The sequence below is a fragment of the Paenibacillus sp. JCM 9796 genome, assembly GCF_055379675.1.
Map to the genome: position 1 here is coordinate 3008936 of NZ_AP043723.1, position 22892 is coordinate 3031827.

At 55.7% G+C, this 22892-nt stretch carries 23 protein-coding genes; 19 read left to right on the top strand and 4 right to left on the bottom strand.

Going from position 1 to position 22892, the window contains the following annotated elements; all coding sequences use genetic code 11:
- Nucleotides 1-23: 23 nt before the first annotated feature.
- The 4 genes from ACZ439_RS14490 to ACZ439_RS14505 are packed head-to-tail and all read right to left on the bottom strand — an operon-like array spanning nt 24 to nt 3899.
- Entirely contained in the window at nt 24-1604 is a 1581-nt protein-coding gene (locus ACZ439_RS14490; protein WP_127609205.1) for a GMC family oxidoreductase, read from the bottom strand.
- Complete coding sequence (locus tag ACZ439_RS14495) at nt 1601-2209, bottom strand: gluconate 2-dehydrogenase subunit 3 family protein (protein ID WP_244933003.1); 609 nt, start codon at nt 2207-2209, stop codon at nt 1601-1603. The genes ACZ439_RS14490 and ACZ439_RS14495 overlap by 4 nt, the downstream gene beginning before the upstream one ends.
- Nucleotides 2210-2216: 7 nt before the next feature.
- The gene (locus ACZ439_RS14500) at nt 2217-2609 is read right to left on the bottom strand and encodes a hypothetical protein (protein WP_054800216.1); all 393 of its coding nucleotides are present in this window, start codon (nt 2607-2609) and stop codon (nt 2217-2219) included.
- Between the two features lie 24 nt (nt 2610-2633).
- On the bottom strand, nt 2634-3899 hold the full coding sequence (locus ACZ439_RS14505) for a nickel-dependent lactate racemase family protein (protein ID WP_054797493.1): 1266 nt from the start codon (nt 3897-3899) through the stop codon (nt 2634-2636).
- A gap of 278 nt (nt 3900-4177) precedes the next feature.
- Here ACZ439_RS14505 and ACZ439_RS14510 point away from each other — a divergent pair, with 278 nt between their 5' ends.
- The 19 genes from ACZ439_RS14510 (at nt 4178) to ACZ439_RS14600 (ending at nt 22739) form a co-directional block, all read left to right on the top strand.
- The gene (locus tag ACZ439_RS14510; RefSeq protein WP_127609199.1) at nt 4178-5281 is read left to right on the top strand and encodes a PucR family transcriptional regulator; all 1104 of its coding nucleotides are present in this window, start codon (nt 4178-4180) and stop codon (nt 5279-5281) included.
- A gap of 93 nt (nt 5282-5374) precedes the next feature.
- On the top strand, nt 5375-6499 hold the full coding sequence (locus tag ACZ439_RS14515) for an ABC transporter ATP-binding protein (protein ID WP_127609197.1): 1125 nt from the start codon (nt 5375-5377) through the stop codon (nt 6497-6499).
- A gap of 143 nt (nt 6500-6642) precedes the next feature.
- Nucleotides 6643-7584, top strand: coding sequence for an HPr(Ser) kinase/phosphatase (hprK, locus tag ACZ439_RS14520; RefSeq protein WP_464619824.1), 942 nt, complete (start codon nt 6643-6645; stop codon nt 7582-7584).
- 60 nt (nt 7585-7644) lie between these two features.
- The gene (gene lgt, locus ACZ439_RS14525) at nt 7645-8643 is read left to right on the top strand and encodes a prolipoprotein diacylglyceryl transferase (protein WP_464619825.1); all 999 of its coding nucleotides are present in this window, start codon (nt 7645-7647) and stop codon (nt 8641-8643) included.
- Nucleotides 8644-8674: 31 nt separating this feature from the next.
- Entirely contained in the window at nt 8675-9331 is a 657-nt protein-coding gene (gene ppaX / locus ACZ439_RS14530; RefSeq protein WP_464619826.1) for a pyrophosphatase PpaX, read from the top strand.
- Nucleotides 9328-9828, top strand: coding sequence for an acyltransferase (locus tag ACZ439_RS14535; RefSeq protein WP_054797494.1), 501 nt, complete (start codon nt 9328-9330; stop codon nt 9826-9828). Before ppaX ends, ACZ439_RS14535 begins: the two co-directional genes overlap by 4 nt.
- Nucleotides 9829-10114: 286 nt before the next feature.
- Nucleotides 10115-11314: an ATP phosphoribosyltransferase regulatory subunit gene (locus ACZ439_RS14540; protein WP_464619827.1), complete on the top strand. Its 1200-nt coding sequence runs from the start codon at nt 10115-10117 to the stop codon at nt 11312-11314.
- A gap of 15 nt (nt 11315-11329) precedes the next feature.
- On the top strand, nt 11330-11974 hold the full coding sequence (hisG, locus tag ACZ439_RS14545) for an ATP phosphoribosyltransferase (RefSeq protein WP_054797495.1): 645 nt from the start codon (nt 11330-11332) through the stop codon (nt 11972-11974).
- Between the two features lie 17 nt (nt 11975-11991).
- Nucleotides 11992-13281, top strand: coding sequence for a histidinol dehydrogenase (gene hisD / locus ACZ439_RS14550; protein WP_054800217.1), 1290 nt, complete (start codon nt 11992-11994; stop codon nt 13279-13281).
- A complete protein-coding gene (hisB, locus tag ACZ439_RS14555) occupies nt 13274-13891 on the top strand; it encodes an imidazoleglycerol-phosphate dehydratase HisB (RefSeq protein ID WP_054797496.1) in 618 nt (205 codons plus the stop codon). The genes hisD and hisB overlap by 8 nt, the downstream gene beginning before the upstream one ends.
- A gap of 3 nt (nt 13892-13894) precedes the next feature.
- Nucleotides 13895-14515: an imidazole glycerol phosphate synthase subunit HisH gene (gene hisH / locus ACZ439_RS14560; protein WP_127609183.1), complete on the top strand. Its 621-nt coding sequence runs from the start codon at nt 13895-13897 to the stop codon at nt 14513-14515.
- Between the two features lie 40 nt (nt 14516-14555).
- Nucleotides 14556-15284, top strand: a complete 729-nt coding sequence (hisA, locus tag ACZ439_RS14565; RefSeq protein WP_054800219.1) for a 1-(5-phosphoribosyl)-5-[(5-phosphoribosylamino)methylideneamino]imidazole-4-carboxamide isomerase — start codon at nt 14556-14558, stop codon at nt 15282-15284.
- A gap of 45 nt (nt 15285-15329) precedes the next feature.
- The gene (gene hisF / locus ACZ439_RS14570) at nt 15330-16088 is read left to right on the top strand and encodes an imidazole glycerol phosphate synthase subunit HisF (RefSeq protein ID WP_127609179.1); all 759 of its coding nucleotides are present in this window, start codon (nt 15330-15332) and stop codon (nt 16086-16088) included.
- Nucleotides 16085-16777: a bifunctional phosphoribosyl-AMP cyclohydrolase/phosphoribosyl-ATP diphosphatase HisIE gene (gene hisIE / locus ACZ439_RS14575; protein WP_464619828.1), complete on the top strand. Its 693-nt coding sequence runs from the start codon at nt 16085-16087 to the stop codon at nt 16775-16777. The genes hisF and hisIE overlap by 4 nt, the downstream gene beginning before the upstream one ends.
- 31 nt (nt 16778-16808) lie before the next feature.
- A complete protein-coding gene (gene hisJ / locus ACZ439_RS14580; RefSeq protein ID WP_054797497.1) occupies nt 16809-17636 on the top strand; it encodes a histidinol-phosphatase HisJ in 828 nt (275 codons plus the stop codon).
- Between the two features lie 100 nt (nt 17637-17736).
- The gene (locus tag ACZ439_RS14585) at nt 17737-18687 is read left to right on the top strand and encodes a ribose-phosphate diphosphokinase (protein WP_054797498.1); all 951 of its coding nucleotides are present in this window, start codon (nt 17737-17739) and stop codon (nt 18685-18687) included.
- A 180-nt stretch (nt 18688-18867) separates the two neighbouring features.
- Nucleotides 18868-20616 (top strand): tetratricopeptide repeat protein, encoded by a 1749-nt coding sequence (locus ACZ439_RS14590; RefSeq protein WP_464619829.1) that lies wholly within the window; start codon nt 18868-18870, stop codon nt 20614-20616.
- A 34-nt stretch (nt 20617-20650) separates the two neighbouring features.
- Nucleotides 20651-21598 carry a thioredoxin-disulfide reductase gene (gene trxB / locus ACZ439_RS14595; RefSeq protein WP_054797499.1) on the top strand — a complete coding sequence of 316 codons (948 nt, stop codon included), beginning with the start codon at nt 20651-20653 and terminating at the stop codon, nt 21596-21598.
- Between the two features lie 190 nt (nt 21599-21788).
- Nucleotides 21789-22739 carry an ROK family glucokinase gene (locus tag ACZ439_RS14600; RefSeq protein WP_127609173.1) on the top strand — a complete coding sequence of 317 codons (951 nt, stop codon included), beginning with the start codon at nt 21789-21791 and terminating at the stop codon, nt 22737-22739.
- Nucleotides 22740-22892 lie beyond the last annotated feature (153 nt).

Below are 22892 nucleotides of genomic sequence, written 5' to 3' on the forward strand. Positions count from 1 at the left end.
CACAAGGACGAACCGTGTGGTTCTCATTGCAGTTCGAGCCTCGTACCGCTCTGCTTGATATAATCCGCCGTCCGAAGCGCGAGCGCCATGACGGTGTTCGTCGGATTACCGCCGCCTGAAGTGACGAAGGAGTTGGCACCGCAAAGAAACAGATTGGGGATGTCGTGACATTGTCCGTAACTGTTCACGACCGACGTCTCCGGGTTGTCTCCCATTCTGCAACCGCCCATCAGATGGGCGGTATCGGGAACAATGAATTCGACACGTCCGCCGGAGGCTTCAAGGATAGCGCTCATTGTACCGATAGCGTGTCGAATTAATCGCCGGTCATTCTCTCCATAACCGAATGTCACTTTAGCTCGCGGCTGGCCGTGAACATCCTTCTCTTCGCATAAGGTGATGCGGTTGGCTTCGTCTGGAAGCACTTCCCCGACCAACGTAACGCGTCCGTAGTAATTATAATCAAGCATCGCCTCGCGCAGCCGATTGCCCCAGACCGGTCCTCCGGCACCCCCGGATTTGGCGATGCCTTGAGCGAAGCCGAGCGGTCTGGCGCCGTGCGCATGCAAGGTATAGCCTCGAGCGAAGTCGCGGTCCGGCGACGTGCTATAAAAGTCCTGCGTCGATGCGAGCACGGGCGTGCCTTTATAGAGCCGCACTTCGTCGTCGAAACGGGCGTATACATCATGACTGCTGTGCGTCATGAACGCTTTGCCCACCCAACCGCTGCGGTTGGCGAGGCCTTCGGGATACTGGCCGTTGGCGGAATTGAGCAACAGCCGCGGGGTTTCGACGACATAGGTAGCTAATACGACGATGCGGGCCTTTTGCTCATAGGTATCGCCATGATGTACGAACGTAACACCGGTCACCCTACCGGTCGCATTCATATTCACCTGGGTCACGGTACAATCCGCAAGCACTTCTGCTCCCGCTTTCTCCGCTTTGGGGATGTGGACAATCAGCGTGCTGAATTTGGCGTTCGGCATACAGCCTTGATTGCAAAACCCGCGGTTGATGCAGGGCGGCCTGTCTTCAAACGGTGCGGATAAAATCGCGAGCGGCGTGACCGTCCAGCCGATGCCCAGCTTCTCGCAGCCGCGGGCAAACACTTGCGCATTCGGGCTGATCGGATCACGTTCCGGATACGGATACGGTCCACGGAACGGCCCCCAAGGGAAATATTTCGGGCCGGATACGGCAATGTCCCGCTCGATCTTCTCATAGTAGGGCTCCAGATCGGCATACCGGATCGGCCAATCCTCCCCGACGCCATCGAGCGTACGCGTCTGAAAGTCCGACTCGTGAAACCGCAGAAACACCCCGGTAAAATGCGTCGTACCGCCGCCAACCCCCCAGCCGGAGTTATTGTGACCCATTTCCAGCGGATCGGATCCGTCAACAACGCGCGTATCCTGCCAGCCCAACCGCTGCATCGCCAGCTCGTCACTCGCGAAATCATGCTGAGGGTCACGATAGGGCCCCGACTCCAGCACGACTACTTTCATACCGGCTTCGCTCAGCTCTTTGGCCAAGACGCCTCCGGCGGCGCCAGCGCCTACAATCAAGACGTCGACGGTTTCATCTCCATATCGCCTGTTCATGAGGGCTTACCTTCCTTTATCGGCTCCCAAGGGTCGGGCACATCCGGATTCATGCGTACATAACCGCGGGGATAGGCGGGCCCTCCGTATCCGATTTCCGACCAAACCTCCGGATGCGAGTAATAGCCGTCAATCGCAAGCGTCAACAGCTTTTGAAACCAAGCTTGCTGCGGGATAGACCTCCAAATATCGGGGGGAGAGCCGTCTCCTTGACTGATTGCATGCATAATCTGCTTCTTTTGCTCCTGATCCATATGAAAAAATCGTTTCGTATGTAGTCTCTGACAAGCCGAGTCGAGCGCTTGCAAGCCATTGCGCACGAGCGCCGGAGCCGGCGGTTCGCCAGGTTTACGCTGGCTTTCCTGACCGGAATTCATCTTGGTGTCAATATGATCGAGTACGAACTGTATGATCTCCGGCCGCTCGTCATCCAATAACAGGCAGCACCAAGCCCGCAAGTTTTCAGCTTCAACAGCCGTCAGGAAGGTATAGCCGCCGCCTGTCTGCAGGCGGTCAAGGACGATGCGCCGTGTGTGCTCATCCCATTCGTGCCGCTGACTCATAACGTCATAAGAGGGATAGCGGGTCAAACGTTTAATAGACATTCCTCTCTCACCTCCAGTAATAAGCAAGCAAGCCCAGTACGCTTAACGCGCTAAAGAGAAGCGGCAAAACGACCGGAGGCCCAGCCAGAAAGTTGCGCATCGAATAGCCGCCGACACGGACGCCGACGCCGTGAAAATGATAATAGAAACCGGCGGCTCCGATCATGACGCCCAGCCACATCAGTCCCGCAAAGCCCAGAAGCAGCAGGTGGCTGCGGTCGAAGACGAGCCACACGGCCGTCAGACTGAAGATAGGCGCCGCTAAGACGGGGGTCCACATCGATTTGTGATGGAAATTTTGCCGGTAATGCGACAGCGCCACTTGAATCCAAAGGACGAAGAAGGCAACGCCGACAAACAAATAAATGACACGGTCGAGCGACCAGCTTATCCAATCCATGATCATCGCCTCCATGGCTTCGTTTTATAGGCTCGGTGAAGCCGGTTTAGGAAAGGTCAACGCGCCATAAGGCAGACAGGCCGCTGCCGTAGGTCGTTGCGGGGACAGAAGCTCTTCGAGCAGCGAGTCCAGTGATTCGACGGGAGTAAATCCGAGCAGCTGCGTGACAGGTCGCGGCATAGCGGACAACAGATATACGCGATGGTGAGCAAGAATTTCGTCTATATGTAAAATTTTGTGCGCCCCCAATACGAAATGCGCCCTAAGCTGGGCTACCGTGTGTGAACGGTTATGCATCGTATCGAGCCAGGCTTGAAATTGCCCGTTACCGAGCATTTCGGAACATTCCGCCACGAGAATGATGGTCCCGCCCGGTTTCGTGAAGGCTGCGGCGTTACGCAGCGTTTTGACCGCTTGATACATATGCAGGTCCTTCGGATACCCGCCCGGCGAGGCGATCACAATATCATAAACGGGCGAAGCCGGCACTAGAAACCGCTCGGCAGCAAGCCTCATGCCCACTTGATGGGCTTTCACGATATCGCCGGCAACGGCGTCCAAGACATGACGGTCGTGGTCGACGATCACATTCAGCATGAAGTGGACCGGCACCAACCGCTGCGCTTCCTCTAAATCGCGATGGACGGGGTTGTCCGAGCTCCCGACGATGGCTTTGTGCGTAAGCGAGAGCGCGTGGTTGTGCTCAATGCAGCGCTTGGAGGCAACGCCGGGAACTAACGATTTGACGCCTCCGGATATGCCGACGAGCGAGTGCGGCTCGATATTCCCGATGACGATGCGCAGCGGTGAAGCCGCGACAAGGCGGTTAATTTCAACGGGCGTTCCCAGCGTCGTCGTCCCGATATAAACGCAATCTTCGGACAAGCAGGAATGATTATGTACCCGAACCCGCGTATAAACGGGATGGGAAACAAGCTCGCGCAGCTCCTCTTGCGTATGCCGCCGATGATAGCCTAGAGCGACGACCACATCGATGCGATCATCGGGGATCCCCGCCTCGTTCAATTCCTCTAACAGCGGCTCAAGCAGCAAGGGACTAGGGCATAGGCGCGTTCCGTCGGGAATTAAAATAACCGCCTCCGTCTTGCAGCGGGCAAGCCTGCGCAGCGGAGAGCTGCCGATCGGTGCATCGAGCGCGCGGCGAATTCGGGCTCTGGATTCCAGTTGAGATCCCGGATTTCTGGGAAGCCTATAGGTGACGGTGCGAAGCGTATGGCCCGAAGGGATCTGGAAGCTTACGGTCGTCTGGCCATAACGCAGCATGGGCATCTTCTGATTTCACCCCCTGCATGAAGTTAAAAGTGATGAAAGCAGTTCAATTTTTCCCCAATATCATAAAAAGTATCCTGTTTCCGGGAAATAAGGGATGTTTATACGGCCGCCCATCCGATCATAAGGAAATGAAATCGGGAATGGAGCCTTTGCTTCTTTTTTGTTTATGCTACAATAAGAGGATGTCGCCGGGAGTGGCGCCGAAATAGAGAAAACGTTTGCAACGTGACGCGGTTCGTCGGTACCGGTTGCAAATAAGGAGAGGGAGCCAAGGAATGGATTGGGAACTCGTACGTCAGCAAGTCGAAAGTGCGCTCGGTATACCTGTCAGCAGCGTCAAATGTTCAGTGGAAGAATGGTCCAAGCAGGTCGAGGAAAACGGCGGCGCCGTCTCCGGGGTGGACAAGAACGGCCAAGTTTATTTTTTGGTGCACAAAGAAGGGCAAGACGCGCTGCTTCTGCAAGTACCCGCCGGGTCGGTAACGCCCAAGGAACGGATGCTCCTTGGATTGCTGCTCGAAAACCGGAAACAGCAGGATAAAAAATCGGCTTCGCCAAGCGGTGAAGAGGAACGGAAAGCGGCATTGATCCGTGAATGGTTCAAAGGCCAGCAGGAACTCGGCTATACGCAAGCGGAGCTGCCGGATACGCTGGTGTCGCAATTATCGCTGTACGCAACGAAAATTCCGCTGCTGCTGTATGTCGATCAGATTACGTCGCGGCGCGCGCATTATACAGAGCTGAAGAAGCTGTTAGAGTCTTTCTTCGATGCGCCGCTTACACTGATTCCCCTCACGGATAAAGAATGGCTTATTCTCGGTCCGGAAAAAATATTGACGATGGACGGCGGGGACGATAAAGCCGATGCGTCCGACGAAACGCTGGAAGATCAGCTCGCCGCACTTGGTTACGGTCTTCACGAAATGCTGGAGAATGAATGGGTGGGTGAATGCCATCTTGCCGTTCATTACCCGATCCTTCCGGCCAAATCGTTATATGCCACCGTGCTTCAGCTGCGCGAGACGATCATGCTCGGTCGGACCTATCATATCGGCAGTAATATGCATATGCCTTGGGAGCTGCAGTTGGAGAAGCTCGTCCATATGCTTCCCGAAACGGAGAAGGCCAATTTTCTGGAGCGGGTGCTCAAGCGGCTTGATGTCGCTTTCGATCCGGAGACGATGACGACGCTTGAGCATTTTTTTCAGCTCGATTGCAATGTCAGCGAGACGGCCAAGAAGCTCTATATTCATCGGAATACGCTGCTTTATCGGCTGGATAAATTCAAACAGGAAACGGGATTGGACGTGCGGACGTTCAATCATGCGGTGCTTGTGAAGATCGCCTTGTTATTGTACAAAGTAACGAAAAGAAAGTGATTTTTTTGTGAAGATTGTGCATAGTCATCAACGGATCAGTAAGGTATGATGTAAGCATATTAAGAAGATATCAACTCGTAGGGGGAATTAATCATGGCAGGCGTACGTTTAAACCACATCGTAAAAAAATATCCGGGTGCAGCGGAAGCAACGGTTAAAGACTTCCATTTGGACATCAAAGATAAAGAGTTTCTCGTACTCGTAGGCGCTTCCGGCTGTGGTAAATCGACGACGCTTCGTATGATCGCAGGTTTGGAAGAAATCTCCGAGGGCGAATTGTACATCGGCGACCGTTTGGTGAACGACGTGGCTCCGAAAGACCGCGATATTGCAATGGTATTCCAATCCTACGCTTTGTATCCGCACATGAACGTGTATCAAAACATGGCTTTCGGTTTGAAGCTTCGCAAGTTCAAGAAAGCCGACATCGACGCTCGCGTTCGCGAAGCGGCGAAAATTCTCGACATCGAGCACCTGCTCGACCGTAAACCGAAAGCATTGTCCGGCGGTCAGCGCCAACGTGTTGCCTTGGGCCGCGCGATCGTTCGCGAACCGCAAGTGTTCCTGATGGACGAACCGCTTTCCAACCTGGATGCTAAACTTCGCGTACAGATGCGCGCTGAAATTACGAAACTGGTTAAACGGCTTGAAACGACAACCGTTTACGTCACGCATGACCAAACAGAAGCCATGACGATGGGCGATCGGATCGTCGTTATGGATAAAGGGGTTATCCAACAAGCAGCTACGCCGGAAGAGATTTACAACTTCCCTGTTAATATGTTCGTAGCGGGCTTCATTGGTTCCCCATCGATGAACTTCGTTAACGGCAGCTTTACTGAGCAAGGCGGACAGCTGCACTTCCGTACAACGGGTGTCGACGTTCAGCTGCCTGAAGGCAAAGCCAAAATTATCCGTGAAAAAGGTTACGCCAATAAAGAAGTCGTACTCGGCGTTCGTCCGGAAGATTTCCATGAAGAAGCGATCTTCATCGAGGCGTCCCCGAACTCGATCGTTAACGCTCACATCGAAGTGTCCGAGAACCTCGGTCATGAGATGATCCTTCACTTGAACGGTATCGGCAACTCCAACGTTGTTGCCCGCGTAGACAGCCGTTCCGGCTTCCACGAAGGGATGAACGTCAAATTGGCAATCGACATGAACAAAGTTCACTTCTTCGACAAAGAAACGACAGCTTCCATCCTGCTGAATGGCTAATGGAATCGTATAAATAAAAAACCAGCCGAAAGGCTGGTTTTTTATTTGAATGATAGCGATAAGCAAAGCGGGCGGCAGCGGTTGATTTATGCGGCCGATTCCTTTACGATGAGGATACTGGTATAAAAAGGAGACGAACGACCTTGCCTAAAAAAGTAAAAGTTTCGGATTTGGTAAGAGAGTTTCAACTTGAGATTATATGCGGCGATGAGGGCTTGAAGCGTCCGATCATGACTGCCGACCTATATCGACCCGGGCTGGAACTGGCCGGTTATTACGAGTTTCATCCGCATGACCGGGTACAGATTTTAGGAAAAACGGAGCTGACCTTCTTCGAAGGTCTGTCGCCGGAGGAACGCACGGAGCGGATGCACCGGCTTTGCGCTCCGGATGAAATCCCGTGCATCATCATCAGCCGCGGCCTGGAAGCGCCGATCGAGCTGCTGGCGGCTGCGAACGACTACCGGATTGCGGTGCTGCGGACGCCGATGGCGACGACGATTTTGGCAAGCCGCTTGACCGGGTTTTTGGAAAATCGTCTCGCACCGACAACGACGATTCACGGCGTTCTTGTGGACGTTTACGGTATCGGCATGCTGATCTCCGGTTCGAGCGGGATCGGGAAGAGCGAAACAGCGCTTGAGCTTGTGAAGCGCGGGCACCGCTTGATTGCGGACGATGCGGTGGAAATTCGCCAAACGGCCGACCACACGCTGATCGGGAACGCGCCGGAGCTGATTCGGTACTTATTGGAAATCCGCGGGATTGGTATTATTAATGTCATGACATTGTTCGGAGCCGGAGCGGTACGCACCGCGAAGAAAATTTCGGTTGTCTGTAAGCTGGAGAATTGGCAGCAGGACAAGCAATACGACCGATTGGGACTGGACGAAGAGAAGACCCGGATTATCGACACGGATCTTCCGCTCGTCACGATTCCTGTGCGTCCCGGGCGGAACTTGGCGGTCATTATCGAGGTGGCGGCGATGAATTACCGCTTGAAACGGATGGGCTATAATGCCGCGCTGCAATTTACGAACAAATTGACGGAATCGTTAAACGAGGATATGGACGACTTGGAATAATCCCATTGAACGGGGAGCGGTTCTCAGACCGTTGCTTCGTATAAGGAGAGAAGATAGCGCATGTTTTTAGCTCTGAATCCGATCGCATTTTCACTTGGACCGCTGACGGTCCATTGGTATGGCATTATCCTGGGTGCGGCGGCGATGATGGGATTGTTGCTAGCGGTGCAAGAAGGCAAGCGGTTTGGCATTTCACCGGACTTTTTCATGGATTTGGTATTGATCGGCGTGCCTTCGGCCATCATCGGCGCGCGAATTTATTATGTCGCCTTTAAGTGGGAAGATTACAAGGATAATTTGATCGAAGTAGTCAAGATCTGGCATGGAGGCATCGCGATCTACGGCGCTTTGATCGGCGCAATCATCGCTGCTGTCATTTATGTACGGCGCAAAGGCTATTCGTTCTGGCGGATTGCGGACATTTGCGCGCCGGGGTTGATCATCGGACAGGCCATCGGGCGCTGGGGCAACTTCATGAACCAGGAAGCGCACGGTGGACCGGTAAATGAAGCGTTCTTACGGAACAATCTGCATCTGCCTGATTTTATCGTCAATCAGATGTTGATTGAGGGACAGTATTATCACCCGGCCTTCTTATACGAGTCATTGTGGAATTTAGCCGGACTTGTGATCCTGTTCGTACTGCGCCGTCAACGGTTCTTGCGGGCAGGCGAGTTGTTCTTCAGCTATTTCATTTGGTATTCGATCGGCCGCTTCTTCATTGAAGGGGTCCGGACGGACAGCCTGGATTTCACCGGACCGGAATGGTTGGTCTCCCTGATGCACAGCTTATGGTCGCCGATGCGCGCGATCGGGTTTGAGCCTGGGGTGATGACGTACGGCGGCAATGTGCGGATTTCGCAGCTGCTGGCCGTACTGATCGTTATTGCCGCGATCGTCGTGATCATCGTGCGGCGGAAGACAGGAGCGTCTGCAGAGCATTATTCCGATCCTATTCTACAGGTCGGTGCGGCAGCGGCGAGCGATACGACGACGGCGGTAAACGCCGAAGGAGCTCCGAATGAGGCGAAGCCGGGAGAGGCAGAGGAAACAAGATGAACATGAGACCAGCAAACGAAGGAGCAGAAGCATGATTCAAGCCGTACTGTTTGATTTGGATGGGACGATTCTCGATACGAATGAGCTGATCATTCAATCTTTTTTACATACGTTTGACTGGGACACGCCGGAGCCTGTAACGCGTGAGCGCATCATTCCCAACATGGGGCGGCCTTTGCACGAGCAGATGGCGGATTTCTCGGGGCGGGAGCAGGTGGAAGATTTGATCATGAAATACCGGGCTTTCAACATCAACCGGCATGATGAATTGGTCACGGCGTTTCCTCATGTGCCGGAAACGCTCGCCCAATTGCGTGAAGCGGGGGTGAAGCTCGGCGTCGTCACCAGTAAAATCCGGAAGACGACAGAGATGGGCCTGAAGCTGACCGGCATTATCGGTTATTTTGATTCGATTGTCACGGTCGAGGATGTAGAACAGCCGAAGCCGCACGGGGAAGGCATCTTAAGAGCGCTGCGCGAATTGGGTGTGGACGCCTCGAGCGCTTTGATGGTCGGCGACAGCCATTACGACATCGAGGCGGCCCGAAATGCGGGTGTCTCCCCGGTTGGGGTCGCCTGGTCGTTGAAAGGCGTCGAATATTTGCGCCGGTATGAGCCGGCCCACGTTATTGACGATATTCGCGAACTATTGCCGATTGCCGGCATAGGAGGAGAATCCAACGCTTGAGACAGACGGACCGATATCCGGTGGACGGGCCTAACTCGTTATGGCAAGTATACAGTACGATAAGCCGATGGAAGGCCATTCGTAACTTTATTTTTATCCAGATCGCCAGGTATGCGCCCTCCTTGCCTTTGAAACGGTGGATTTATCGCCGTATCTTAGGGATGAAAGTGGGGGAGCGTGCCTCTTTCGCTTTAATGGTCATGGTGGATGTATTCTTCCCGGAGAAGATCGAGGTGGGGGACAATACGATCATCGGATACAATTCGACGATCCTGACGCATGAGTATTTGATCAAGGAATACCGGCTCGGGCAGGTGAAGATCGGTTCCCATGTGATGATCGGAGCGAACAGCACCATACTGCCGGGCGTAACGATCGGGGATCATGCGATCATTGGGGCAGGCTCGGTCGTGCATAAGGACGTTGCGCCGTACAGCTTCGTCGCGGGCAATCCCCTGCGCGTAATACGAGAGGACGTCCGGGAGAGCGGGGAGTAAAACGATATCCGATTAGCTTAACAGGGGGCCTTCACACCGGTTTGAACGGGAATAACGAACGTAGTTCCGCTCTTGTCGGAAACGACGGTTTACAAGCAGAAATACCGTACCCGGGTTCCGCTCGGGCGTTCGGATGAAGCTCTGCAGACATACGGAGAACGTTCGTGTTATTCCATTGACGGAGTCTCGTTTCCATGGTAGACTAACGATTACATTCTTTATTTTGGTAGTATGGTAGCACATTAGCGAACTAAAGCAAAAATTACGAATAGTAGGGTGAAGACCGGTGTCCAAACCGAAAGTGTTCGAAAAGCCGACAGGCGTCAAAGATTATTTGCCCGAGGCGGCGGCCAAGCTGCGCAGCATTGAGTTCAAACTGATGCAGTGTTTGGAGCGCTGGGGTTACAGAGAGATCATTACTCCAACGTTGGAGTATTACGATACCGTAGGGGTAGCGAGCTCGACGGAAGATAAGAAGCTGTTCAAGCTGCTCGACCGTAACGGCACGACGCTCGTCATGCGCTCGGATATGACGGCGCCGATCGCGCGTGTCGTTTCGTCCTTGCTTCGTGAACATGCGTTTCCTCTTCGTTTGTCGTACCACGCGAACGTCTTTCGCGCGATTGAAGCGGAAGCGGGGCGGGATGCGGAATTTTTCCAGACTGGCGTTGAGCTCGTCGGCGATGCGTCAAGCGAGTCCGATGCGGAAGTGATCGCACTCGCGGTCGCTTGCTTGCAGGCGGCCGGGGTGAAGCCGTTCAAAATCGCGCTGGGTCATGTCGGTTTCCTGAACGGCTTGTTCCAGGAAACGCTGCGCGACCGTGCGGATGCGCAGACGCAGTTGAAGGACTGCTTGCTGAACCGCGATTACGTCGGTTATCGGGAAGCGCTCAAGACGATGGGCTTGCCGGCGGAGGTGCGGGAAGAGCTGGAGGGCATCCTTCGCTTGCGAGGGGGCCAAGAGATTTGCCGCCAAGCGCGTCAGTTAACCGACGATCCGGTAGCGCAGCAAGCGATCGCACATTTGTGCGAAGTGTGGGACGTGCTGGAGGCGTATGGCGTCAGCGAGCATGTGCTGATCGATTTGACCATGATCGGCGACTTTTCTTATTACACGGGCATGACCTTTGAAGGCTATGCGGCGGATCTCGGATTTCCGGTGTGCAGCGGCGGTCGTTATGACAACCTGCTGGCGCAGTTCGGCCGTCCGGCCCCGGCGACCGGCTTTGCGCTCAAGACGAACCGGATTCTTGAAGTGATCAGCAAGGAGGCTGCCGCAGAGACGTCGAACCGCGTGCTGATCGTTTATACGGCGGACAACCGGGAGCAGGCGCTAAGCCGGGCGGGAGAGCTGCGGATGGAGCGGCAAGCGCCGGTGGAGACGCTGCTCGCCCCGGACGGTCAGTATGAGAAAGAACAGCTGGTCGGCGGTTCGGTTCGCGTTCGGGGGATCGAATATCAGAGCGTCATTGAGTTTGTGAATTAAAGGAGCGGCGAGCCCATGCAGGAGTTATTGAAAGTAGCGATGCCCAAAGGGCGTATTTATAAGCAAGCTTCGAAGCTGTTCCGCGAGGCGGGCCTCGCGATTCCGGACGAAACGGACGAATCGCGGAAGCTGATTATCGCGGTGCCCGAAGCCAATATGGAGTTTATTATGGCGAAGCCCGTCGACGTTCCGACGTATGTGGAATACGGCGTAGCCGATATCGGCGTCGTCGGCAAGGACGTGCTGATGGAGGAAAACCGCGACGTTTACGAGCTGCTTGATCTCGGTATTGCCCGCTGCCGCATGTCGGTCATCGGCTTGCCGGATTGGAAGCCGGTGCTGAATCCGCGGGTGGCGACCAAGTATCCGAACGTCGCCTCGCAGTATTTTCGGGAGCGGGGACAGCAGGTGGAAGTGATCAAGCTGAACGGCTCCATCGAGCTGGCGCCGCTGATCGGGTTGGCCGACCGGATTGTCGATATGGTCGAAACGGGCAGCACGATTCGGGAAAACGGGCTCGCGGAGCACGAAGAGATTTTCTCGATTACGAGCCGGTTGATTGCGAACCGGGTAAGCTACCGGATGAAAAATAACGCTATACAAGCACTGTGCGACCGACTGCAGCCGGTCATCGCAGCGGCCTTGGCGGCGAAAGCATAGAAGGAGGTTGCCCTCAGATGAAACGGATGCCGGCATCGGAGTTTGCTTTGAAACGGGAAGTCGAGTACGGCTCGCCGGAGCAGAACGAGCGCGTACGGCTTATTATCGAAGAGGTCCGTCAAGACGGGGACGCGGCGCTGCGCAAGTTCGCCAAGCAGTTCGATCGCGCCGACGTGAGCGACCTCCGTGTCGCCGAAGCGGAGATCGAAGCGGCGTATCGTCAAGTGGATGACGAGTTCCTGACGGCGATTCGCGAAGCGGCCGTCAACATTCGCCGCTTTCACGAGAAGCAGCTGCGTACGTCGTGGATGGATTTGCAGCCGGACGGCAGCATCCTCGGGCAAGTGATGCGGCCTTTGCGGCGGGTCGGGCTGTATGTGCCAGGCGGTAAAGCGGCCTACCCGTCCTCGGTGCTGATGAACGCGATTCCGGCCCAGGTGGCGGGCGTACCGGAAATCGTCATGGTGACACCCCCGGCAACGGCGGGTATCGAAGGGATTAATCCGCACATCCTGGTGGCGGCAGCGGAAGCTGGCGTACGCGAAATTTATCGCGTCGGCGGCGCGCAGGCGGTGGCGGCGCTTGCTTACGGCACGGATTCGATCGCCCCGGTCGACAAAATCGTCGGTCCGGGCAACATTTACGTGGCGCTGGCGAAGCGATACGTGTTCGGCGCCGTCGATATCGACAGCATTGCCGGACCGAGCGAGATCGTTGTCCTCGCCGACGAGTCGGCGGATGCTGCCTATGTGGCGGCCGACCTGCTGTCGCAGGCGGAGCACGACGAGATGGCGTCGGCGATTCTGATTACGCCGTCGGAGGCGCTGGCGGAAGCGGTGCAGGCGGAAGTGCAGCGCCAGCTTGCCGAGCTGCCGCGGCGTGAAATCGCCGGGCAATCGGTGCGCGATTACGGCGCGATTCTGACCGTCGGCAGCCTCGAAGAAGGCGTAGACGCGGTAAATCGGCTCGCCCCGGAGCATCTGGAAATTCTCACGCGCGAGCCGTTCCAATATTTAAGCAAGATTGAGAATGCGGGCGCCATTTTCTTGGGTCCGTACAGCTCGGAGCCGGTCGGCGATTATTTTGCCGGTCCGAACCACGTGCTGCCGACGAACGGCACGGCGCGGTTTTCGTCGCCGCTGAACGTGGATCATTTTATGAAGAAGTCGAGCGTGATTTACTACAGTAAGGAAGCGCTGCTGCGCGACGGGGATAAGATTATCGCCTTGGCACGCCATGAAGGGCTGGAGGCGCATGCGCGCGCCATCGAAATTCGTTTGCAGAAAGAAGGGGACTCTCGTGGCTGAACAAAGACAAGGTCAACAACCGGGTGGACGCCGCTCGGAAGTGGCGCGCCGTACGAATGAAACCGACATCAGGCTTGCGTTTAACGTGGATGGAACCGGTGTGTCGGAGATCGAGACGGACGTGCCGTTCTTGAATCATATGCTCGACCTGTTTACGAAGCACGGCCAATTTGATTTGAAGGTGGATGCGAAGGGCGACGTCGAGATCGACGACCACCATACGGTGGAGGACATCGGCATTTGTCTCGGCCAAACGCTGCGAGAGGCGCTCGGCGACAAACGCGGCATCAAGCGCTACGCGAGCGTGTTTATTCCGATGGACGAGGCGCTGGCGCAGGTTGTCATCGACATTAGCAACCGCCCGCATTTCGAGTACCGCGCCGAGTATCCGTCGGCAACGGTAGGCAGCTTCACGACGGAGCTTGTGCACGAGTTTCTGTGGAAGTTCGCGCTTGAAGCGCGCATTACGCTGCACGTCATCGTGCACTACGGCCACAACACGCATCACATGATCGAGGCGGTGTTCAAAGCGTTGGGGCGTGCGCTCGACGAAGCGACGAGCATTGATCCGCGCGTACAAGGAGTGCCCTCCACGAAAGGGGTTCTGTAAGCCATGATCGCGATTATCGATTACGGAATGGGCAACCTGCACAGCGTTCGTTCGGCAGTCGAGCGGTTAGGTTATCAGGCGCTGATCACCTCGGACGAGCGCGAGCTGCTTGAAGCCGAGGGCGCGATTCTGCCCGGAGTCGGCGCGTTCGGCGATGCGATGGAGCATCTGCGCGCCTCGAGATTGGATGAGGCGACGGCGGCCTACGCGGCAAGCGGCAAGCCGCTGCTCGGCATCTGCCTCGGCATGCAGCTGCTGTTCAGCCGCAGCGAGGAGCACGGCGACCACGAAGGGCTGAATCTGCTGCCGGGTGATGTCGTGCGCTTCCGCGGCGATTACAAGGTGCCGCATATGGGCTGGAACAAGCTGTTGTTCCGCGCCGGCGACAGCCCGCTTTTTCGCGGTGTGGAGGAAGGTCACGTGTATTTCGTCCACTCCTTCCATGTGAAGCCGGAGCGGGAGAGCGATCTGCTGGCGACAACGGACTACCATCAGCAGGTGACGGCTATTGTCGGTCGCGGCAATGTGTACGGGATGCAGTTTCATCCGGAGAAAAGCGGCAGCGTCGGCATGCAGCTGCTTGATAACTTTCTGGGGTTGTGCGAGAAGAAACAAACGGTCTAAGCGGCCCCTTGAACTCTATATGTAGTGGAGGAAACGAATCATGTCTGCTTTTATCATTTATCCCGCCATCGACATCCGCGGAGGCAAGTGCGTTCGTCTGATTCAAGGCGACTATAATCAAGAGACGGTGTACAACGAGAATCCGCTTGAAGTGGCGAAGGCTTGGGAAGCCCAGGGAGCGAAATGGATCCACTTGGTCGATCTGGACGGCGCGAAAGCGGGTAAACCGGTGAACGACCAGCTGATCGGTGAAATCGCGCGTTCCGTCAGCGTTCCGGTTCAGGTCGGCGGAGGCATTCGCTCGGAAAGCGACGTCGACTATGTGCTGTCGCTCGGCGTGTCCCGCATCATCCTTGGCACGGCGGCGATTGAAGACCGCGACTTCGTCCGCCGCGTGCTGCAGAAGCACGGCGAGAAGATTGCGATCGGACTTGACGCCCGCGACGGTTACGTGGCGACACGCGGCTGGCTGGAGACGTCGACGGTCAAAGCCGACGAGCTGGCGGTCGAGTTGGCAAGGGAAGGCGCGCGCACGTTTATTTTCACCGATATTTCCCGCGACGGGATGATGGGCGGACCGAACGTAGAGGCGATTGTCAACCTGGCCAAAGTATCGGGTCAAACGGTCATCGCATCGGGCGGCGTCAGCCAATATGAAGATTTGCAAAAGCTGGCGGAGCATACGGACGAGGGCGTCGGCGGCGCGATCGTCGGCAAGGCGCTGTACACCGGCAGCATCAAGCTGGAGGAAGCGCACAGTCTGGTCTAACGGACCTATGCTCTCGTGCGCATTCCATACGAAAGGGGTACGGCTATGCTAGCCAAACGAATCATTCCCTGTCTTGACGTCAAGGACGGCCGGGTCGTCAAGGGTGTTAACTTTGTCAATTTGCGCGACGCCGGAGACCCGGTGGAGCTTGCTTCGATTTACGACCGCGAAGGCGCGGACGAGCTGGTTTTTCTCGATATCTCGGCTTCGCACGAAGGACGGGCGACGATGGTCGAGGTCGTGCAGAAGACGGCGGGGCAAATTACGATCCCGTTCACGGTCGGGGGCGGGATCGCAAGCGTGGACGATATGAAACGGCTGCTGCGCGCAGGCGCGGATAAGATCGGGATTAACACGGCGGCGGTGCGCAACCCGCAGCTCGTGTCCGACGGCGCGCGCCGGTTCGGTTCGCAGTGCATCGTCGTCGCTGTGGATGCCCGCTTCAACAAGGAGTGGGGCGAGTGGGAAGTGTTCACCCACGGCGGACGGAACGCCACGGGCATGAAGGCACTGGAATGGGTGAAAGAGGTGGAACGCCTCGGCGCCGGCGAAATTCTGCTGACTAGCATGGATGCCGACGGCACGAAGGACGGCTTTGATGTGCCGCTCACGAAGGCGGTGTCGGAGCTGCTGACGATTCCGGTTATCGCTTCCGGCGGAGCGGGGAAGAAGGAGCATTTTTACGAAGTATTCGCGGAAGGCAAGGCGGATGCGGGTCTGGCTGCAACGATTTTCCATTATAAAGAGATAACGATCGAAGAGGTTAAGGACGACCTCAAGGCTAAAGGAGTGGAAGTGCGATGAGCGAACGAAAAACGGCAACCAACCTGGAGGAGCTCCTAGCTGCGGTGCGCTTCGACGCGCACGGTCTCGTGCCGGCCATCGTGCAGGATGCAGTCAGCAAAGAAGTGCTGATGATGGCGTACATGAACCGGGAGTCGCTCGGCCAAACGTTGGAATCGGGCGAAACCTGGTTCTGGAGCCGTTCGCGCAGCGAGCTGTGGCATAAAGGAGCGACGAGCGGTAACATTCAGAAGGTGCGCTCGCTCCGGTACGACTGCGACGGCGACACCTTGCTCGTGCAGGTCGATCAAGCGGGCCCGGCTTGCCATACAGGCAGCTACAGCTGCTTCTATCATGACGCGAAGATCGGCGCGCTGGCGGCGGATGCGGCAACGGCGAACGAGTCCGACAAGCAGGACCGCTTCGCCATCTTGAACGCGCTCGAAGCGACCATTGCGCAGCGCGATGCCGAACGGCCCGAAGGCGCGTACACGACGTATTTGTTCGAGAAGGGCGTCGACAAAATTCTTAAGAAAGTCGGCGAAGAAGCGGCCGAAGTCATCATCGCAGCCAAAAATCGCGACAAAGACGAGCTGCGCTACGAAGCAAGCGATCTCATCTTCCACTTGATGGTGCTGCTGCGCGAGCAGAGGCTGCCGCTGGACGACGTGATGCGGGAACTGGATCGTCGTCATAATAAACAGAAATAAACGCCAGATTTTCAGGATAAGGAGCGTTTCTATGCGCATTGATTACCATACGCACCATGTGCGCTGCGGACATGCGTCGGGAGAGCTTGAGGAGTACGTGTTGAAGGGCATTGAGATCGGGCTCGTCCAGTTGGGGCTGTCCGATCACATGCCCTTGCTCCATGTCGACCCGGCCGCCTATCTTCCCGGCATGGCTATGCCGATGGAGGAATTACCGAATTATGTCGAAGAGGCGTTCCGACTGCAGGAGAAATACAAAGACCGTATCGACATCCGGGTCGGGATGGAGGGCGACTATATCGAAGGCTGGGAAGCCGAGATCGAGCGTCTTGTGAAGGCGTATCCATGGGATTACGTCATCGGCTCGGTTCATTTTCTGGGCGAATGGGACATTACGGACTACCGGCAAACCGATGGCTGGAAAGAACGCGACGCCTACGAAGTATACAAGCAATACTACGACGCCGTCGGCAAGGCTTGCCGAACCGGATTCTACGATTACATCGGCCATATCGACGTCATTAAGCGATTCGGCTTCAAGCCCGAGCAAAGCGTCGAACACCTCGAACGACAAGCGCTGGAGGCGGTCCGGGCGGCGGGCATGGCGATCGAATTGAATGCGTCGGGGCTGCGGATGCCGGTGAACGAGATGTTCCCGAGCCGGCGCATGCTGGAATACGCCCTGGAGCTTGGAATTCCGCTCACCATCGGCTCCGATGCGCATCAGCCGGAGCGGCTCGCCCAATATTTGGATCAAGCCGTCGATTTGTTGAAAAATGTCGGATTTAACGAATTAGCCACATTTAAGGGCCGGAAACGGACGATGGTGCCTATTGGTTTCGATTCTTTTCATGTATAATGAGGGAGTGGAAGCATTCTAAATTTTATGTAAACGCTCAAGACTTCCGAGTCTGGGCATCGTCAAACGAACCACGTAACAACAGAAAGCGGAGGTAACCATGTATACCGACAAATTGAAGATTTTCTCGGGTTCGTCCAACCCGAAACTGGCGGAGCGTATTTGTCAAGAGCTCGAAGTGCCGCTAGGTCAGATCAAACTTTCCCGATTTAAGAGCGGGGAAATTTACTGTCTTTACGAAGAGAGCATTCGTAACTGCGACGTGTTTCTCGTACAAACGTTCTCGCATCCGATTAACGAGCACTTCATGGAACTTCTCGTGATGATGGATGCGGCGAAACGGGCATCCGCGAGAACGATCAACCTTGTCGTTCCTTACTATGGTTATTCCCGCCAAGAGCGTAAAGCCGCGCCGCGCGAGCCGATTTCGGCCAAGCTGGTTGCGGATCTCCTGACGGCGGCGGGCGCCGACCGTGTGATCACGATCGACCTGCACGCTCCGGCGATTCAAGGCTTTTTCAACATCCCGGTGGATCATTTGACGGCGCTGGATTTGGTTAGTGATTATATTAAAGGTCTGAATATCGAAAATCCGATCATCGTATCGCCGGACGCTGGACGCGCTACGACGGCTGAGAATTTGGCCAACATTCTCGATGCGCCGTTCGCGATGATGATCAAGAAAAGACCCGCTCATAACGAAGCGGTTATTACGCACGTCATCGGGGACGTCGAGGGACGCACGCCGATCATTATCGAGGACCTGATCGATACGGGCACAACGATCGTGAATGTTGTCGAAGGTCTGAAAGAGCGCGGAGCCAAGGACGCTTATATCTGTGCTACGCATCCGGTGTTCTCCGGCCCGGCGCTGCAGCGTCTGGACCATCCGAACATTGCGGAGGTGGTAATTACGGACTCGATCGCGATTCCGGATGATCATTCCGCCCGGTTCAAGGTATTGTCCGTGTCCCACCTGCTCGCCGATGCGATCAACATTATCGTGTCGGGCGGCTCGCTCAGCTCCTTGTTCAAGTACGGCGGAGTATAAAACTTATCCTAAATGTTTTTTCCACACGTCTCCGGCTTTCAAAACCTACGGTTTTGGGCCGGATTGTGTTATAATTAGGAATCATTAGAATTCCGGGAAGCAACAGACGATAGCTAACGTCATTCGTTATTCGTATTCGGCGGTAAGCTCTACCGGACGGGTCACGGAGGTGCCTTAACCATGGAGAAGAAAAAACGTGTGCTGCCCCAGACCAGCACCAATGTCGTTCCGATGCAAATGGATGCCACGTTCTTTTTCGAAAAAGCCGTTCAATCCCTGGACCGTTATCATTACGATAAGGCATTGAAGTATTTTCGCCGGGCGGCCGAGTATGAGCCTGAAAATCCGGTCAACCATTGCAATTTGGCTGGGCTTTTGTCGGAAATGGGCAACTACGAGGAATCGAACCGCATTTTGCAGCATGTCCTGGATCAGATCGATCCGGCGATGACGGAATGTTATTTTTATATGGCCAACAATTTTGCCAATATGGAGAATTACGAGTCGGCCGAGAAGGCGATCGTTCATTATCTGGAGAACGATCCGACAGGGCAATTTCTCGAAGAGTCCGAAGAAATGATGGAGCTGCTGCGCCTGGAGCTCGATCGTCCTGCGAAGCTGACGACGATCAAGAGCCGGGAAGGCTTGTTCGAGCACGATCGCGCGCGCAGCATGCTGGAGGAAGGCAAGTTCTCCGAAGCGGTGCGGCTGCTGGAGACCATTATTCGCAACCATCCGGACTTCATTGCGGCGCGCAACAATTTGGCGCTCGCTTATTATTATATGGGTCATTTCGACCGATCGGTGCAGATGATTCGCGAGGTGCTCGAGCTGGAGCCCGGCAATCTGCATGCGCTTTGCAACCTGGCGATTTTCTACCAGCATTTCGGCGACCGCGAGAAGCTGGCGGGGCTGCTGGACATGCTGCGCAAGACGTATCCCTTCCATCAGGACCATGTGTTTAAACTGGCCACGACGATGGGTATATTAAGTGAACATGACAAAGCGTACCGGCTGTTCAAAAGGCTGTTAAAGACAGGCGAGGCCGGACCGGACCCTTGCTTGTTCCACTATGCGGCCGTAGCCGCATACAATACCGGCCGCTGGGACGAAGCGGAGCGGTTGTGGCGGCAAGCGGAGAAGAACGATCCGGGCTCGGATATTCCGAGATTTTATTTGAATATCTTGAACAAGCGTCGCGACGGCGATACGAAGGCTCAGGTGAGCTATCATTATCACCTGCCGTTCGAGGAACAGCTGCGCGGCATGGAGCGTAAGGAAGGCGGCCTGCCGGATCACTTGAAAAAAGATCCGCTCGTCCGTTCCTCGTTCTTCTGGGCGCTGCGGCACGGCGATACCGATACGAAGCTGCAGGTCATTCAGGCGTTTGGTCTTATTGCGGACGATGAAGTAAAGGATGCGCTGACGGAGTTTATTCTGGAGCCGGAGGAAGACGACTATTTGAAAAAGATGGCCGTGTTCGTCCTGCGCAGCATCGGGGTTAAAGATCCGCTGCCGGCGGTGCTGGAAGGCCGTTCGACGACCGTCGCACCGTCGCCGCATTCTCCGAGCCTGCCCGTATGGGACCGGAAATGGCAGCTGGTCATGGAATTGGCGCAGCGTGAAATGGCGCGGCGGTACGATATCGTACAGCAGTACGATTTACAGACCCTTTGGGTAGAATATTTAACGCGGGTATTTCCCGCCGTTCCGAAAATCGCAAAGGTGGAGGGCTGGGCCGCGGCGCTCGAATATTGGATCGCCCGGATGCACCGTCGTCCTGTCAGCTTTCAAGAGACAGCCGACCGTTATGGCGTTTCCGTGGCTACGGTCAGCAAGAACGCCAAGCTCATCGACGAGGCTTGCGGTTTACGCGAGAAAATGGACTCCATTTTCCGAAAGTTTTCCGGACTGGAAGCTCCATCCTAAAAAATAAGCGGGATCTGTAGGGAGGACACCTTCTATGTACAAATCAATCGTAATCGGAACCGGCCCGGCCGGTTTAACGGCAGCTATCTACTTGGCGCGCGCGAATCTGAACCCGCTCGTCATCGAAGGTCCTGAACCCGGCGGTCAATTGACCACGACGACGGAGGTCGAGAACTTCCCGGGTTTCCCCGAAGGCATTATGGGGCCGGAATTAATGGATAATATGCGCAAGCAGGCCGAACGTTTCGGCGCAGAATTCAAGACCGGCTGGGTCAACAAGGTCGATCTGTCGAAACGTCCGTTTAAGCTTAACGTCGAGGGCTTGGGCGATATTGAAGCGGAATCGCTGATTATCTCGACGGGCGCTTCGGCGAAGCTGCTCGGCATTAAGAACGAGAAGGAAAGCATGGGCCGCGGCGTCAGCACATGTGCCACATGCGACGGATTCTTCTTCCGCGGGAAGAAAATCGTCGTGGTCGGCGGCGGCGATTCGGCGATGGAAGAAGCGAATTTCCTGACGCGCTTCGCTACGCAAGTGACGCTGGTGCATCGCAGAGCAGAGCTGCGCGCTTCGAAGATCATGCAGGACCGCGCGCGCGAGAATTCGAAGATCTCGTGGAGCTTGAACCGGACTCCGCTTGAAGTCGTGTCGGGCGACAAGGGCGTTACCGGGTTGAAAGTGAAAAACAACGAGACCGGCCAGGAAGAAATCATTGAGACGGACGGCATTTTCGTCGCGATCGGCCATAAGCCGAACACGGATTTCCTTGAAGGTCAAATCGTTACGGATGAGGTCGGCTACATCTTGGTCAAGCCCGGCACTTCGATGACGAACGTTGAAGGCGTGTTCGCGTGCGGCGACGTGCAGGACAGCAAATACCGTCAAGCGATTACCGCGGCGGGAAGCGGATGTATGGCCGCGCTCGATTGTGAGAAGTTTCTGGAAGGACACATGGTGCACGACTGGAGCCAAACGCTCTAAAAGGCCGTCTGCATAAAGCGTGGAACAAACTTGTTCCACGTTTTTTCCCGTGGACTCTTCTTGACCTCCCGGGTGGGTTGCCTTATAGTTGGAACATGGAGCGCTCATCCTGAGCGGCTGGACAAGACCATAAAGCTCGAACACATACAAAGTTAGACGATGCGATTATTTATGAGGTGAGAAGACGGGTATGGGCGATCAAGTGTATTTGGGAGTCGATTTGGGAGGCACCGCGATTAAGGTAGGTTTGTGCGACGAACAGGGCAATCTGCTGCAAACGGACGAAGGGCCGACCGGAACCGAGCACGGTCCCGATGTAGTGCTGGAAAATATTGCGCAGTATGCGCGTAAACTTGTAACGGAATCCGCATATACATGGGATCAAGTGGCCGGAATCGGTGCCGGGATCGCGGGGTTTCTGGATATCCCGGAAGGCTTTGTCAAGCTATCTCCCAACCTGGGTTGGCGGAATGTGCCGGTCAAAAAAATTCTTGAAGAGAAGCTCGGCAAACCGGTCAAAATCGATAACGACGCGAACGTGGCCGCTCTTGGCGAAGCTTGGGCCGGCGCGGGCAGAGGCATCGCGAATATCGTATGCTACACGCTCGGAACGGGCGTAGGCGGCGGAATCATTATCAACGGCCGCATCTATCAAGGCTCGAACGGTATGGCCGGTGAGCTCGGTCATATGATCATCGTGCCGGATCTCGAAGCGATCGATTGCGGCTGCGGCAAGAAGGGCTGTCTCGAAACCGTATCTTCGGCGACGGGCATCATCCGTATGGGGAAAGAGGCCGTAGAGCGCGGGGAGCATACCTCGCTTGCGCTCGTGGAGAACATTATGGCCAAGGACGTGTTCGATGCTGCGAAAACCGGCGATGAGACGGCGCTTCGCATTATCAACCGCGCCGCTATGTACCTCGGCAAATCGATGGCCACCGTGTCTGTCGTGATCAACCCGCAGCGTTTCGTCGTAGGCGGGGGCGTGTCCAAAGCCGGCGACATTCTGTTCGATGCGATCCGCAAATATTACCGCGAGTGCACGCAGGAAACAGCGCAAGAGGGCGTGGACATCGTGCCGGCCATCCTCGGCAACGACGCCGGTATCGTTGGCGCCGCAGGTTTGAACCTGCGCGGCTAATCTTTGAAAGCAAGGTTCGCAGGTCAAAGCGCGAACCTTTCATATACTATAGCGAGGATTGCTGCGAGCGGCGACTGTTAACTAGCTGCGATTCGTGATCGGGAGGAGAAACACCCGGAAAGTTTACGTGGCTACTTTAAAATTCGGTCTTTA